This is a genomic window from Aquimarina macrocephali JAMB N27, from assembly GCF_000520995.1.
GTDB lineage: Bacteria > Bacteroidota > Bacteroidia > Flavobacteriales > Flavobacteriaceae > Aquimarina > Aquimarina macrocephali.
Genome location: NZ_JACA01000014.1, coordinates 1 through 14,308, shown reverse-complemented (window position 1 = coordinate 14,308; position 14,308 = coordinate 1). Strand labels below are relative to the sequence as shown.

Here is a 14,308-nt window from a genome sequence, read left to right as displayed (position 1 = left end):
GGATTCACCTTTTTAAAAATAGATCGATCTATAACTAAGTATGAAAAACTAAAATTCATTACCCATTAAAAAAAATATTTTCTTTTATGGGTAATGAATTTCATGAATCTACACTTTACTAAGATCGATCATTAAAAAACTCAGAAAAGTTCTGGGGATATTTACTCTTAAAACATTTAGCATGAAATCAAATCAAAATATTAATTTATGGAAACTAAAAGAACAATTTTTAAAATGCATATCTGCTATTTTATGTATTGTTTTCATTAGCATAATATATAGTTGTGAAAAAGAAGAGATCACGAACAATGATCTAAAAAAAATAAACTTCAAAAAAGTTGGTAATTATACGCTTGATAACATTCCGATTATAAAAAACAATCAAGATATCAATAGACTAATGCAAAATCAAGAAGATAAAGACGAAGAGAAATTAAATAAATATTTATATGAAATAGCTCTAGCCACACGAGATTTAATAAAGGATGATAACTTTAATAAAACCATTATACAGATGGCAAAAGAGTCTAAAACCGAAACGGCATATTTATTAGAATTAGAAAAAGTTGCACCTCAATACTTTGAAATAATAAATAAAAATTTAAAAAACAATGGACTATCCTTACAAAGTATCGCAAATGATATGACCCATACTCCTATTTCTTCAAATCCCGAATATCCAGAAACAGCTGAAATAGAAAAATATTTACCTGCTATTTTTATTCCTAACCTGAATCAAATAGATCCCGACAAACAACCCATAATATCTCCAAACATCGAAACAGATTGTACCAATAATGAGCAAATAGAAGATTTTATTGTATCCTGGTATTTTACTAATAACGGAAAATTAAAAGAGATCATCTTAGGAGAAGAAACTTCTCTTAAAACATCTAACCCATTATTTTTAGTAGACCATGCTTCAGTATTTGATAAAAATGAAAATGTTATACAACTAGGAGAAGAAAATTTAATAGAGTTGCCTGCAAGAAAAACCATAATCAGATATGATTCTCATAACATAAAAATAAAAAATGGCTATCGGTATGAAAACGGTTGGGGAAACAAATCTGAATATGCAATTATTGGATATCATGTAGAAAACTTTCCTACCTATGATCTTATATCCGGGTACTCCAAAGATTTAGCTAAAGTTAAACCTAATCAGATAGGATCTACTTTATACAAACCTTCGTTACATGCATATGTATGGGTACCTCTTGCTACAAACAAATTTTATTGGAATACTTATGAACGAGATTGGAATAGATCACCTAGACCTTTGGGGTATTTTAATAGCCCTATAAACAGTTATGTGTTCAATTCAAAAAGAAGATATTATAATGATTGGTATGCATGGATTCCCAGTACTGTTAATATTCACAATACTCCTTTTGAGTGGTACGGGTGGGAAACTTGTGTCAATTTTACCAGTTGGAAAGCAGAATACCAAGTATGTAAAGTTGAATAGTAAGCCTTAGCCTTAGGATAAATGTATTGGAGAATAAACTCTGAATTAAAAAACTATTCTCCAATACATATTACCTCTGTTCTTAATAAATATCAATCATTTATAGCAAACACATACTTTATAAATCAAATCATTTTAATAAACTATAAAACTATATAACATGAAAAAAACACTAATGATTTTCATTTTTTATATCATCCCTATTTTATCCATAGGTCAAAATCTAGTTCTCAATCCTGATTTTGAAGATGGAAATGTTCCTACAAATCGTGGGCAAATAAACCTTGCTACGGGATGGAATCATCAATGTACAGATCCATTGATTTTTACAGCTGGTGGAAGCGGAGTAGATCTATTAGATAGATTATCAAGTAACTCTAATATACAAGTACCAAATAATATATATACTACGCCTGCCGGTTTAGAAGAAAGGACAGGAGATAATCGCTATGCACATTTGTGGCAAACTCAAAATGGAGGATCCACAGGAAACACATTGATAGGAGAACGTTTAAAAGGTACATTATCAGGCCCGTTAACCGAAGGAACTTATAATTTATGTTTCTGGGGTGCACGTGCGAGTAGTGGAGTAATTTCAATTAGTGATCCTTATCAAATCATCGAAGTTTATGTAGTTAACGACAATGATTGTGCAGATGATGGGAAATGGATATTAACTACTCCAACTATGACTTTTGATGGTAGTGGCAATTCATTCTGGAGTCAATATTGTGCTAGTTTTTCCATTACTGCAGCAGAAGCAGGTTTGGGATATGATAGGATTTTGTTTAAGATTAAAGATCCTGCAACAGCCCTTATGATACACAGTCAATCTGTTTATATAGATGAAGTAGAATTAAAAAAGGAATGTGAGGATATTACCATAAAAATACCAAAAAAAATCAAAATATGTGATTCTGATTTTCAGGAAATCTGTGCTCCACTAGCTCCATTTGGTAGCACATATACATATGAGTGGTGGGGTCCACATCCGACATTACCTATGAGTACTTTATTGGCAACTACTCCTTGTTTTACTCCTTCCAACTACGGTTCATATCTTTTAGTTATAACCGATGAAAATGGTTGTAAAACTACATATTCATTTACCATTATAGAAGATGAAGGGCCTATAGTTTCTATACCAGATATATATTATTGTAATGAATTCCCTTCTCGATTAATTGGATTCGACTCTGACCCTATTGGACCAACGTTATATCGATATTCATATGAATGGACATATAACGGTGTTCCTATAAGTGGACACTCAGGAGATTATCAAATTCCTCCTATGGGAGATGGTGAATATTGTGTTACTATTAATTGGCCTTCTAATACAGGCCGATGTTCTTCAACAACCTGTTTTACGGTTAAAGAATGTTGTAAACCTGATCCTTCCTTTAATACATATTTTAGTGCATCTGCAACATCAAATAACCTGGTGATTAGTAATATTACCTCACATGCAGATGAGTATGACGAAGAAACATTTTACATTTATAAAAAATGTACAGGAGACATTAGCTGGTCTTTACTTAATTCTTTTACCAGAACAGGAGCCGCGATGTATACTTCCCTGTCTTTGACAGTAGATCATACTTGTGAGTATAAGATTCAACATGTGGTCAATCAGATTTGTTTGCAAAAAAGCTTTGTGTCTACAGTATACTTAAATGAAACCCGAAATATTAATATTTCTCCAAATCCTTTTATAGATCATTTTAAAATAACTATAAAAGATTTTGAAAAACTGAAACATATAACCATACGTGTCGCCAATCAAAGCGGGAAAGAATTCTATAATACTACTATAACAGAAGATAATCATCAAGTACAAGCAGCTAGATGGCCTGCTGGATTATATTTCTGTAAACTTACTATTGATGGAAAAACCTATATAAAAAAACTAATAAAAAAGTAGATTTAATAATTTTGAAAACTAAACTGAAATTTTGAAAAATTAAAGAATATGTTTTCTCAAATACAGATGGAGTGTAGCTTTTATAGTTGCATTCCATCTTTTATTTGATATATAACTATTGCGAAATGTGTATATTTGGCATCAAATTAATCCTTCTTAAATAAAAAAATATGCTTGGTTTAAAACTGGCAACAGATCCACGTTGGGCAGCTCTCGCCGAAACAAATATCGAAGAAATCTTAACAGACCACGCATGGTGCGAACAAAAAGCAGCCACAAATGCCATTACCATTATTACGTTAAATTCTGAACATACCGATTTGGTTACTGATTTATTAGCTTTGGCACAAGAAGAATTACAGCATTTTGAAATGGTTCATGAAATTATTAAAAAGCGGGGTTATAAATTAGGTCGAGAACGAAAGGATAGTTACGTAAATGAATTGTTTAAGTTTGGTATTAAAGGCGGTAGTCGTAAGCAAAGTCTGGTTAACCGATTATTATTTTCTGCAATGATCGAAGCAAGAAGTTGCGAACGATTTAAGCTTCTTTCAAAAAAAATAAAAGATCCTGAGCTATCAAAATTCTATCACGATTTAATGATTAGTGAAGCTGGTCATTACACGACATTTATTGGTTTTGCACGTAAATACGGAAAAGGTATTGATGTAGATAAACAATGGGATGATTTATTAAAATTTGAAGGAGAAATTATTCAGAACTACGGCACTTCCGAAACTATACACGGATAATGTTTTATATCAGTTAGATTTTGAATCCTACATTTATTTGAAACTTCCAATTTTAAAATCTTATTTATACTAAAGCATTTTTTAGAATACTAATGGGATGTAACGCTTCTCGCTCTGTCCCATCTTTTATTTGATGCCTGCAGCTAGTACCTACAGCAACGACAATAGTGTTTTCAGGTGTTTTTCTAACTGACGGAAATAAGGTTTGCTCTCCTATTTGCATACTAATATCATAATGTTCTTTTTCATATCCAAAAGATCCTGCCATACCACAACATCCAGATGGAATGATAGTAACGTTGAAGTTTTTGGGTAAATTTAGAATCGAAAATGTATCGTGTATACCAGATAAAGCTTTTTGGTGGCAGTGCCCATGTATTTTGATTGTTTTGGTATCGGCAGTAAATAGATCAGCAGTTATGTTTCCGTTTTCTATCTCTGTATGTAAGAATTCATCAATCAAGAACGTATGTGCTGCAACTGATGTTGCTTTTTCTTTATCATCAGCTAATCGTAAATATTCATCTCTAAAGGTAAGTATCGCAGAGGGTTCTAATCCAACCAAAGGAATTTCTTCAGTAATATAATTACTAAACGTTTCAATATTAAGATTTGCCAGAATTTTAGCTTGTTTCAACAATCCTTTTGATATAAAAGTCCTTCCACTTTCTTTATGGTCAACTATCTTTACCTCATAATTTAATTTAGCGAGTAGTTCGATCGCATCTATTCCTATTTTAGTATCCAGATGATTTGTAAATTCATCTATAAAAAAGTATACCGTTTTTATAGGTCTCTCAGGTTGTATTTTTTTTATATTTTTCCTGCACCAACTTCTTAAAGATTGTTTGCTTAACAAAGGTAAATTTCGTTCTCTGGCAATACCAAAAATGGATTTTAAAATCCCGGATGTCAGTGCATTGGTAAAGAAAAAATTTGTTAAACCCGGAGCAATCCTCCCTATATCATTCAATCTATTACTATAAGCAAAAAGCTTTGTACGTAACGATATTCCGTTCTCTTTTTGATATTGATATTCGAATTCTGCTTTCAGCGCAGCTACATCAACATTAGAAGGACATTCACTAGCACATCCTTTACAACTTAGACAGAGGTCAAAAACTTCTTTTAATTCTCTATTATCAAATTTATTAACCTTTTCACTATTGGTTAAAAACTCTCTTAGTGTATTTGCTCTACCTCTAGTAGTATCTTTTTCATTTTTTGTAGCCCGATAACTGGGGCACATGGTCCCTCCTGCTTCTACAGATTTACGGCAATCACCGCTACCATTACATTTTTCTGCAGCTCTTAGAATCCCCATCGAGTCGGTAAAGTCAAAAATGGTATCTATCTCTGGTTCTTTTCGATCTATTTCATATCGTAGTTTTTGATCCATGGGATAGGCATCTATAATTTTACCTGGGTTAAAAATAGCATTAGGATCAAAAGTATTTTTAATACGTTCTAATATTTTATAGTTGTCCTCACCAATCATAAAGGGTATATATCCAGCCCTTACAATACCATCACCATGTTCGCCACTCATAGAACCTTGGTATTTCTTTACCAAAGATGCTACATCATCTGTTATTTTTTTAAATAGGGCTACATCATTACTCTTTTTTAAGTCCAGAATAGGCCGAAGATGAATTTCTCCTGCTCCTGCATGTGCATAATACACAGCTTCTTGATCATAAGACTTCATTAAATCTGTAAATTCTGATATGTAATCTGCTAAATCAGGAATAGCAACCGCCGTATCTTCTATACAAGCAACTGCTTTTTTATCTCCAACAATATTACCTAATAATCCTAATCCTGCCTTTCTTAGTTCTAAAGCCTTATCTATTTCTTCCCTACGTAAAATTGGATTGGCATAGCTTAGCTTTGAGTCATCAAGAGTTTTTAATAGGTTATCTTTTTGCTGTTCTAAATGATCAGCATCATCTGCTCTAAGCTCCAGCATGAGGATCGCTTCTGGATCATCAACAATAAAAAAACGATTCTTTAATTGTTCGATATTATTTTTTGTGCAATCCAAAATGGTTTTATCCATCATTTCGCAAGTGAATAACGAATGTTGCATTACAGGCACTACTGCTCTCATACAATCATCAATAGTTCTAAAATGCGCTGCAATCATTAATGTTTCTTCTGGAGGAAGTTCATCTAACTGTAATGTAATTTGTGTAGTAAAAGCCAATGTACCCTCACTTCCAGCAAGAAGTTTACACATATTAAAATGTGTATTTGTGGTAGAAAAAATCTCAGAATCAATCAGTTCATCAATAGCATAACCTGTATTGCGACGATGAATTTCTCGTTTTGGAAAATGAGTAGCAATTTGTTGTTGGATTTCTTCAGAAGAAAGTTCGGTATAAATCTGGTTGTAAATTTCTCCTTCAAGAGTATCTAAATTTCGTTTTTCTTCAAAATCATTTGATGATAGTTCAGAAAAAATGACTTCACTACCATCAGACAATATCGTTTGTAATTCTAATACTTTATCTCTTGTAACACCATATTGAATAGATGTAGTACCACTACTATTATTGCCTACCATTCCTCCAATCATACAACGATTAGATGTTGATGTATTGGGACCAAAAAATAGTCCATACGGTTTCAAAAAACGATTAAGATCATCCCGTATTACTCCTGGTTGAACGGTTACCGTTTTTCTTATTTTATCTATTGCGATTATTTTGGTAAAATATTTAGAAACATCCACCACAATCCCATCTCCCACACATTGTCCTGCAAGTGATGTTCCTGCTGTTCTGGGAATAATACCAATACCATATTGAGATGCAAAAGCAACTATTTTTTTCACATCTTGTATTGATTTTGGAAATGCTACTGCCAAAGGAATTCTACGATATACCGAAGCATCTGTAGCATATAAAGAAGTAATCAGAGTATCAAATTGTAATTGACCTTCTAATTGGTCTTGTAAAGATGTCAATATACTTTTATCAATCATATGAAATATTCTTTCCTAAAGAATTTAAAGATACCTGTCTCCTGAAATTAGTATCAAAACAAATAAAACTATCCGTTCCTGCGACTCCATCGATCTGATGTACTTTTTCATACAGAATCTTACGCAAATGATGATTATCAAATGCAAAAATAAGAATGAAAATAGCATAATGTCCTGAAACATAATTACATTCTAATATTTCCGGAATTTCTTTTAAACCATCAACTACTTCTTTTGCATATCTAGCCTCTCTTAAACGAATACCAACATAAGACTTCGTTTTAAAACCAATTTGTTTCTCATCTACTACAAACTCGGCTTTCTTTATTACACCACGTTTCTTAAGTTTTTTAATTCTCTGATGTACCAAAGAATTAGAAATTTTTAAATTCTCTGCTATTTGAGAAAAAGGCTTCCTTGCATCTTCGCGTATCTGTAATAATATCTGCTGATCTATATAATCAAAATGATTCATACCAATAAAAAATTTAAAACATCCACAGTCAAAATTGATAATAAAAACAAAACATTATCTTCAATTTGACACAAAATCTATATAATTGGAACTAAAACCAATATATATACACGCAATAATAGTCAAAAATAATAATTTTGTATCAAATAAAAACATAATTAAAATGAATTTGACTCATTTTTTTGAAGAACTTTGGAAACAATACACTGCAAAAACTCCTTCTGCACAAAAAATTAAATCTTTGTTTGAAGCAGAAGGTAATACTGTTTTTAATGATCATATTGCAATACGTACTTTTAATGATCCTAGAGTAAGTATCGATGTTCTGGCAAAACCCTTTATTGCAATGGGTTATGAACCCAAAGGAGAATATCATTTTAAGGCCAAAAAATTATACGCAAAACATTTTGAGCACAAGAGTAATCTTAACGCTCCAAAAATCTTTATTAGCGAATTACTTCTCGAAGAGTTTTCTGTAGAATTAAATAACATAATCCAAAACACCATAAATCAAACAGATCATAAGATTTTACAACAAGAAGATCTTATTCTAAAAGGCAGGATTTGGGCCAAACCATCCTTTGAGATATACAAAACACTCCTTTCTACATCAGAATATGCAGCCTGGGTATATGTTAATGGCTTTTGCTCTAATCACTTCACAGTAGATGTTAATAAGCTTCAATCGTTTAAAGATTTATCTCAAGTTAATGAATTTTTAAAAGAGAATGGTTTCAAAATGAATACTTCTGGAGGTGAAATAAAAGGCTCTCCATCCCAATTACTAGAGCAATCCAGTATTTTGGCTGATGTGGTCAAGGTAGAATTCGAAGAAAACGTTAAAGAAATCACATCATGCTATTATGAATTTTCATACCGTTACAAAAATAATCAAGATGTTATTTTTAATGGATTTATAGCTGATTCTGCAGATAAGATTTTTGAGAGCACCGACATGCAGTTACAAAGTAGTTAATTTAATCTTAACAAAGATTTAAGATTTATCCTTACAGAATAGAAGATTTATGACGTTATAGTCGGGAATAGGAAATTACTATTTACGATTATGACGAAGTATATATTTTTTATAATTCCCTTTCTATTTCTTTGTATTTATAATATACAGTCTCAGGAAATTTCTAAACATACTATTGGTTTACGTATTAGCGAAGGAGACGGTTTTTGGGCCGAAGCTTCATATCAAAATGCTTTAAGTTCTAAAACACGAATAGAATTAGGACTTGGAGCGCAAGGCAAAAGAAACTACAATGCTCTAAAGCTAACAGGGATATACCAATGGGTTTTTAATATTGACGGAGGTCTAAATTGGTATGTTGGGCCAGGAATTGGAGGTGGATTAGTTGATTTTGACTCTAATATTGTACGTGATGATGATTTAACCATCTTTGGTTTTGTAACAGGAGATGTAGGTATTGAATATAATTTTGATTTCCCACTATTAATCTCACTGGACTTCAGACCAGAGATATACTTCGATAGTTATACTAATGATGATATCATCTTTAATTTTGGCTTAAGCGCCAGATACAAATTTGATTAACACTTTTAATACACTAGTTTTACACACAAGACTTTAAAACACGCTAACCATTTCTATTATTATAATCAATTAAAATTTTTAAAAATTAAAATCATGAAAAAACTTTTTTTTGTACTATCAATCATTATTTCGGCTTCACAACTGCAGGCACAAGATATTCCTGAAAATGCTATAGGAATTCGGTTATCAGATGGAGTTGTTGGAGATGAAGGGTTTGGTCCCGAAATTACATATCAACGACAAATAATAAGTGAACACAACAGAATTGACGCTAATTTAGGTTTTAAAACAAATTCTTTCATCTCTACGTATCGTGGTGGAGTATTTTTTCATTGGACATATAATATCTGGGATAAACTAAATTGGTTTGCTGGTCCAGGTGTAGGTGCAGGGTATATAGATTTTAAAACCCGATACCTTGGTGTAATTATTGGTGATGTAGATAGAGATGCTGAATTTTTTCCTTACATAGGAGCAGATTTTGGAGTTGACTATCGTTTTGATTTTCCACTTCAGGTAGCATTTAGTATTCGTCCAACATTTGATATTCATGATATAGATCAATCAAATGGATTTAGAGATGTAGACAATACAGGAGTAAATGTTGGTATTTCTGCCAGATATACATTTTAGACATACCATTATAATAAAGTAATAACTAAAACACCGTTGTCATGTACATGATAACGGTGTTTTTAATTTTATAAATAAATGATATTATACTGCAGCCAAAGCACTCTCATACATTTTGAGATATAGAGGAATAATACTACTAATATCAAATTTCATTGCTTCTTTATATGCATTTTCTTTAAAGACTTCTAATCTGCTATCATTTTCCAGAATTCTAATTGAATTTTCTGACATACCTTTTACATCTCCTACATCACTCATATATCCAGAAACACCATGAGTATTAACTTCTGGGATTCCTCCTGCATTACTTGATATTACAGGTACCTTATTTACCATCGCTTCTAATGCAGCTAAACCAAAACTTTCTCGTTCTGATGGAAGTAAAAACAGATCAGAAAAACACAATATCTTATCTATTTCATTACTATTACCGAAGAACACCACTTTATCTTTTATACCAAGTTCTTTACATCTTTGCTCAGCTGGTTTACGTTCTGGGCCTTCTCCAACCATCAATAATTTTGCAGGCATCTTTTTCTGAATATTATAAAAAATATCTACAACATCTGTAATACGTTTTACAGCTCTAAAATTACTAATATGAGTAACAATACGCTCTTCTGGAGTTGCCATAAGTTCTCGTTGACAATCTGTAAAACTGGTTTTTCTTTGACTTGCATCAATAAAATTAGGAACGACCTCTATATCGTTTTTGATATCAAATAAACGTAATGTGTCGTCTTTAAGGCTTTGAGACACAGAAGTAACAATATCACTTTTATTGATACTAAATGTTACTGCAGGTTTATAAAAAGGATGGTTTCCTACTAAGGTAATATCTGTCCCATGCAATGTAGTCACCATAGGTACATAAATTCCTTCTTCTTCAAGCATTTTTTTTGCCATATATCCAGCATATGCATGCGGAATAGCATAATGAACATGAAGTACGTCTATTTTATACTTTTTAATCGTATCAACTAATTTACTAGACAATGCCAATTCATATGGTTGATAATGAAAAAGAGGATATGTAGGTACGTTTACTTCATGAAAATGAATATTCGGATTTAACAGATTGAGCCTAACAGGTTGTTTGTAGGTAATAAAATGTACTTCGTGGTTTAGTTTTGCCAAAGCAATTCCTAATTCTGTGGCCACCACCCCACTACCTCCAAAGGTAGGATAACAGACTATAGCAATTTTCATTCAAATAATTTTTCTTGTCGTACAAGGTACAAGAAAATTGATATTGGGTATTGTTAAAAGAGTTGTAAAAAAAAGCAGATCATAAGCCGGATTCTGTTTCCCGATACATCAGGATCCTTATCATTTATCTAGACTGATAATTACTTATCAGTTCAAACCGCCTACCCTCCAACATTGGGCGCACAACCCTCAAAAGCTGGTTTACATGGCGTTGCACCGCATAGAGTTTACCTGGTTTCACTACAGCATTACCTGTACATACTTTCTGCTGCACTTGTCCTCGCCTTACGACGGACGGGCGTTACCCGCTATACTGTGCTATGGTGTCCGGACTTTCCTCTCCCGAATAACCAGGAGCGATAAGGTGATCTGCTTTGTGCAAAAGTATTATAATTCTGAACTTAGAATTCAGAATTCAGAATTATTTTTTGGGTGTTAATAACTAAAGATAAAAACCGATAGCTATAATTTATTTTTTGTAAGCAATTTTTAACTTTGTAACGATGGAGCATTTTATAGTATCAGCACGTAAATACAGACCCCAGACATTTAAGGATGTTGTAGGGCAACAGGCAATTACTAATACGCTGCTTAATGCTATAGAAAACAATCATCTTGCACAAGCATTATTATTTACTGGTCCAAGAGGAGTAGGAAAAACTTCGTGTGCCAGGATTCTGGCAAAAACAATTAATCAGGATGGAAATGAGCATCCAGATGAAGATTTTGCCTTTAATATTTTTGAACTCGATGCTGCTTCAAACAACTCTGTAGATGATATTAGAAGCCTTATCGATCAGGTACGGATTCCACCACAAGTAGGAAAATATAAAGTATATATTATTGATGAGGTTCATATGCTTTCTCAAGCAGCTTTTAATGCCTTTTTGAAGACATTAGAGGAGCCTCCTAAACATGCTATTTTTATTCTGGCAACAACAGAAAAGCATAAAATTATTCCAACAATTTTATCGCGTTGCCAAATATTTGATTTTAAACGCATTACAGTAACCGATGCTAAAAATCATTTAATGCAGGTAGCTTTACAGGAAGGAATTACTGCAGATGAAGATGCTTTGCAAATTATCGCTCAAAAGGCAGATGGCGCAATGCGAGATGCTTTATCAATCTTTGATAGAGTTGTTAGTTTCAGTGGGAAAAATTTAACCAGACAGGCGGTAACCGAAAACCTGAATGTATTAGATTATGAAACTTATTTTAAAACTACCGATTTAATACTTGAGAATAATATCCCACAACTCCTTATAGAATATAACGAAATTCTTGCTCAAGGTTTTGATGGGCATCATTTTATATCTGGTCTTGCATCGCACTTTAGAGATTTATTAGTATGTAAAAATCAGGCTACTATCAATCTTCTAGAAGTAGGACAGCAAACAAAAGCTAAATATTTAGAGCAATCACAAAAAGCTCCGCATGGTTTTCTTATTAAAGGTATTGAACTTGCTAATGATTGTGATCTAAAATACAAAACCAGTCGCAATCAAAGACTGCTGGTTGAGTTATGCCTAATGCAACTTGCCTCTATCCTTGTGGATGGAGAAAAAAAAAATGACAAACCCTTCATAATTCCTCCTTCTTATTTTAAGGAAAAGGGAATTAAGCCAGTTAAAATTTCATCTGAAATAAAAGAAAAGGCTTTAGAAAAAACTGAAAAACAAAATAGCACACCTCCTCAAGTAGAAGAAAAACCAGAACCTTCAACTACTCCAGTTTCTGAGGTTACACAAGACAAAGACACAGAATCTCATATTCAAGAAGATGATTCTGAAGATACAATTACCGTTGAAGCTCCTGTTGTAATTGAGAAAAAACCAGTTTTAATAAATAAGGAACGTAAAACTTCTGGATTATCACTAAGTAGTATTAAGAGGAAAAAAGAACATGAAGAAAGTAAAGAAGAACAGGTAGTTGATCCTGAAAATTTACCAAAAGAGGAATTTACAGAATCACAAATGCAGGAAGGCTGGATAGAATATGGTAAAATGCAAGATAAAAAAGGAGAGCGTATTATTGGATCTATGTTTGCCATGAATATCCCTACCCTTGACAAAGGTTCTATCTCATTAGAGTTGCCTAATCAATCGATGAAAATTGATATGGAAGCTGCTCAATCCGGGTTATTACAATTTTTATTCAAAAAATTAAAAAATTACAGTATTGAAATGAAGATTACTGTAAACGAAGAGGCTTCTAAAAAGTATGCCTTCACCCCCCAGGATAAGTATGAAAAATTAAGAGAAAAAAATCCTCTTATTGATAAGCTACGTTCCTCTTTTGATTTAGATATTTAATTTGATCTTGTCATCAAATTATTATAGTTTTCCTTAATACTCATAAAGTATCTGATCGTCTGAGTTCTTTATATTAAGCAATACTCTGTTACCATCTACTTTTAGCCCAAGAATATTAAATGATATTTCTTTAGTAATAAATGCATTACATAATTCTTCATTTTTTAGAGACAATCTTAAATTTCTTTGTGGCGGGTTGGTTTCCAAAATTTCTTCAGAATCAATAAGTTTCAACTCCCAACTATCCCCGCTGCATCCACTGGAACCAAAACTGATTTTCAAACAATTTTCATTTATTTTCAAACTGTTTATCGTCAAATCATGATTTGGTTCATCAATATATTGTTTTGAACTAATTACGGTTAATTGATCACAACTACTTGGGTTATTATTATCATCATCACTACTACAAGCTAAGAATCCTAATACTACAATTAGACCAACCAGGCTACTTTTATTCATAATATGTATTTTTTAATAAGATGAATAAAAATCTTTAAGGTTGCTTCGAACAAGTAAAAATGAAAAAATTAATATTTTCTTTCGAATCTTAGTTCTATAATGAGTTACTTCATAAATTTGTAATTATTATAAAAAACTACCGGAACCATGTTAGGCTTAAAACTTCCCACAGACCCAAGATGGGTAAATATTGTAGAAAAAAATATTGAAGAGATTCTTACAGATCATGCATACTGCGAACAAAAAGCTACTTCTACAGCAATATCACTTATTGTGAGTTTTCCTGAATACACAGAATTAGTGCAAGAGATGATAAAACTGGTAAAAGAAGAAATGAGTCATTTTAAAATGGTTCATGATAAAATTCTTGAACGGGGTTGGATTCTGGGTAGAGATCGAAAAGATGACTACGTGATTCAATTGATAACTTTTTTCCCAAAAGGAGGAAGTAGAACAACCCAGCTTGTACATCGCTTATTATATGCAGCTTTGATTGAAGCTAGAAGTTGTGAGCGTT

The 14,308-nt window shown here is 32.3% G+C and carries 12 protein-coding genes and 1 other RNA gene; 8 read left to right on the top strand and 5 right to left on the bottom strand.

The window, feature by feature from the left end; genetic code table 11:
* Nucleotides 1-181 precede the first annotated feature (181 nt).
* The 3 genes from Z054_RS0110590 to miaE (Z054_RS0110580) all read left to right on the top strand — a co-directional run bounded on the left by Z054_RS0110590 (nucleotide 182) and on the right by miaE (Z054_RS0110580) (nucleotide 4,147).
* The gene (locus Z054_RS0110590) at nucleotides 182-1,471 is read left to right on the top strand and encodes a hypothetical protein (RefSeq protein ID WP_024770039.1); all 1,290 of its coding nucleotides are present in this window, start codon (nucleotides 182-184) and stop codon (nucleotides 1,469-1,471) included.
* A 160-nt stretch (nucleotides 1,472-1,631) separates the two neighbouring features.
* Nucleotides 1,632-3,395: a T9SS type A sorting domain-containing protein gene (locus Z054_RS0110585; protein WP_024770038.1), complete on the top strand. Its 1,764-nt coding sequence runs from the start codon at nucleotides 1,632-1,634 to the stop codon at nucleotides 3,393-3,395.
* Between the two features lie 170 nt (nucleotides 3,396-3,565).
* Nucleotides 3,566-4,147: a tRNA-(ms[2]io[6]A)-hydroxylase gene (gene miaE / locus Z054_RS0110580; RefSeq protein ID WP_024770037.1), complete on the top strand. Its 582-nt coding sequence runs from the start codon at nucleotides 3,566-3,568 to the stop codon at nucleotides 4,145-4,147.
* Nucleotides 4,148-4,211: 64 nt separating this feature from the next.
* On the opposite strand, the gene Z054_RS0110575 is transcribed toward miaE (Z054_RS0110580), so the two are convergent.
* Nucleotides 4,212-7,133, bottom strand: a complete 2,922-nt coding sequence (locus tag Z054_RS0110575; protein ID WP_035091446.1) for an FAD-binding and (Fe-S)-binding domain-containing protein — start codon at nucleotides 7,131-7,133, stop codon at nucleotides 4,212-4,214.
* Nucleotides 7,126-7,608, bottom strand: a complete 483-nt coding sequence (locus Z054_RS0110570; RefSeq protein WP_024770035.1) for an Lrp/AsnC family transcriptional regulator — start codon at nucleotides 7,606-7,608, stop codon at nucleotides 7,126-7,128. Before Z054_RS0110570 ends, Z054_RS0110575 begins: the two co-directional genes overlap by 8 nt.
* 163 nt (nucleotides 7,609-7,771) lie before the next feature.
* Here Z054_RS0110570 and Z054_RS0110565 point away from each other — a divergent pair, with 163 nt between their 5' ends.
* The 3 genes from Z054_RS0110565 to Z054_RS0110555 all read left to right on the top strand — a co-directional run bounded on the left by Z054_RS0110565 (nucleotide 7,772) and on the right by Z054_RS0110555 (nucleotide 9,802).
* On the top strand, nucleotides 7,772-8,584 hold the full coding sequence (locus Z054_RS0110565; RefSeq protein WP_024770034.1) for a DUF1338 domain-containing protein: 813 nt from the start codon (nucleotides 7,772-7,774) through the stop codon (nucleotides 8,582-8,584).
* Between the two features lie 90 nt (nucleotides 8,585-8,674).
* The gene (locus Z054_RS0110560; RefSeq protein WP_024770033.1) at nucleotides 8,675-9,169 is read left to right on the top strand and encodes a hypothetical protein; all 495 of its coding nucleotides are present in this window, start codon (nucleotides 8,675-8,677) and stop codon (nucleotides 9,167-9,169) included.
* 93 nt (nucleotides 9,170-9,262) lie between these two features.
* Nucleotides 9,263-9,802, top strand: coding sequence for a hypothetical protein (locus tag Z054_RS0110555; protein ID WP_024770032.1), 540 nt, complete (start codon nucleotides 9,263-9,265; stop codon nucleotides 9,800-9,802).
* 84 nt (nucleotides 9,803-9,886) lie between these two features.
* Here the strand turns inward: Z054_RS0110555 and bshA are convergent, their stop codons facing one another.
* Nucleotides 9,887-11,014, bottom strand: coding sequence for an N-acetyl-alpha-D-glucosaminyl L-malate synthase BshA (gene bshA, locus Z054_RS0110550; protein WP_024770031.1), 1,128 nt, complete (start codon nucleotides 11,012-11,014; stop codon nucleotides 9,887-9,889).
* A gap of 67 nt (nucleotides 11,015-11,081) precedes the next feature.
* Nucleotides 11,082-11,390: RNase P RNA component class A (gene rnpB, locus Z054_RS30155), an RNA gene on the bottom strand.
* Between the two features lie 127 nt (nucleotides 11,391-11,517).
* On the opposite strand from rnpB, the gene Z054_RS0110545 reads away from it, so the two are divergent.
* Nucleotides 11,518-13,329: a DNA polymerase III subunit gamma/tau gene (locus tag Z054_RS0110545; RefSeq protein ID WP_024770030.1), complete on the top strand. Its 1,812-nt coding sequence runs from the start codon at nucleotides 11,518-11,520 to the stop codon at nucleotides 13,327-13,329.
* A gap of 33 nt (nucleotides 13,330-13,362) precedes the next feature.
* Here Z054_RS0110545 and Z054_RS0110540 read toward each other — a convergent pair whose 3' ends face one another.
* Entirely contained in the window at nucleotides 13,363-13,791 is a 429-nt protein-coding gene (locus Z054_RS0110540; RefSeq protein ID WP_024770029.1) for a hypothetical protein, read from the bottom strand.
* A 147-nt stretch (nucleotides 13,792-13,938) separates the two neighbouring features.
* Here Z054_RS0110540 and miaE (Z054_RS0110535) point away from each other — a divergent pair.
* A partial coding sequence (gene miaE / locus Z054_RS0110535; protein WP_024770028.1) for a tRNA isopentenyl-2-thiomethyl-A-37 hydroxylase MiaE occupies nucleotides 13,939-14,308 on the top strand: 370 nt, incomplete at its 3' end.

Coding starts and splice junctions, on each gene's coding strand:
- Z054_RS0110590 (WP_024770039.1), top strand. CDS start 182: ATGAAATCAAATCAAAATATTAATTTATGGAAACTAAAAGAACAATTT.
- Z054_RS0110585 (WP_024770038.1), top strand. CDS start 1,632: ATGAAAAAAACACTAATGATTTTCATTTTTTATATCATCCCTATTTTA.
- miaE (WP_024770037.1), top strand. CDS start 3,566: ATGCTTGGTTTAAAACTGGCAACAGATCCACGTTGGGCAGCTCTCGCC.
- Z054_RS0110575 (WP_035091446.1), bottom strand. CDS start 7,133: ATGATTGATAAAAGTATATTGACATCTTTACAAGACCAATTAGAAGGT.
- Z054_RS0110570 (WP_024770035.1), bottom strand. CDS start 7,608: ATGAATCATTTTGATTATATAGATCAGCAGATATTATTACAGATACGC.
- Z054_RS0110565 (WP_024770034.1), top strand. CDS start 7,772: ATGAATTTGACTCATTTTTTTGAAGAACTTTGGAAACAATACACTGCA.
- Z054_RS0110560 (WP_024770033.1), top strand. CDS start 8,675: ATGACGAAGTATATATTTTTTATAATTCCCTTTCTATTTCTTTGTATT.
- Z054_RS0110555 (WP_024770032.1), top strand. CDS start 9,263: ATGAAAAAACTTTTTTTTGTACTATCAATCATTATTTCGGCTTCACAA.
- bshA (WP_024770031.1), bottom strand. CDS start 11,014: ATGAAAATTGCTATAGTCTGTTATCCTACCTTTGGAGGTAGTGGGGTG.
- Z054_RS0110545 (WP_024770030.1), top strand. CDS start 11,518: ATGGAGCATTTTATAGTATCAGCACGTAAATACAGACCCCAGACATTT.
- Z054_RS0110540 (WP_024770029.1), bottom strand. CDS start 13,791: ATGAATAAAAGTAGCCTGGTTGGTCTAATTGTAGTATTAGGATTCTTA.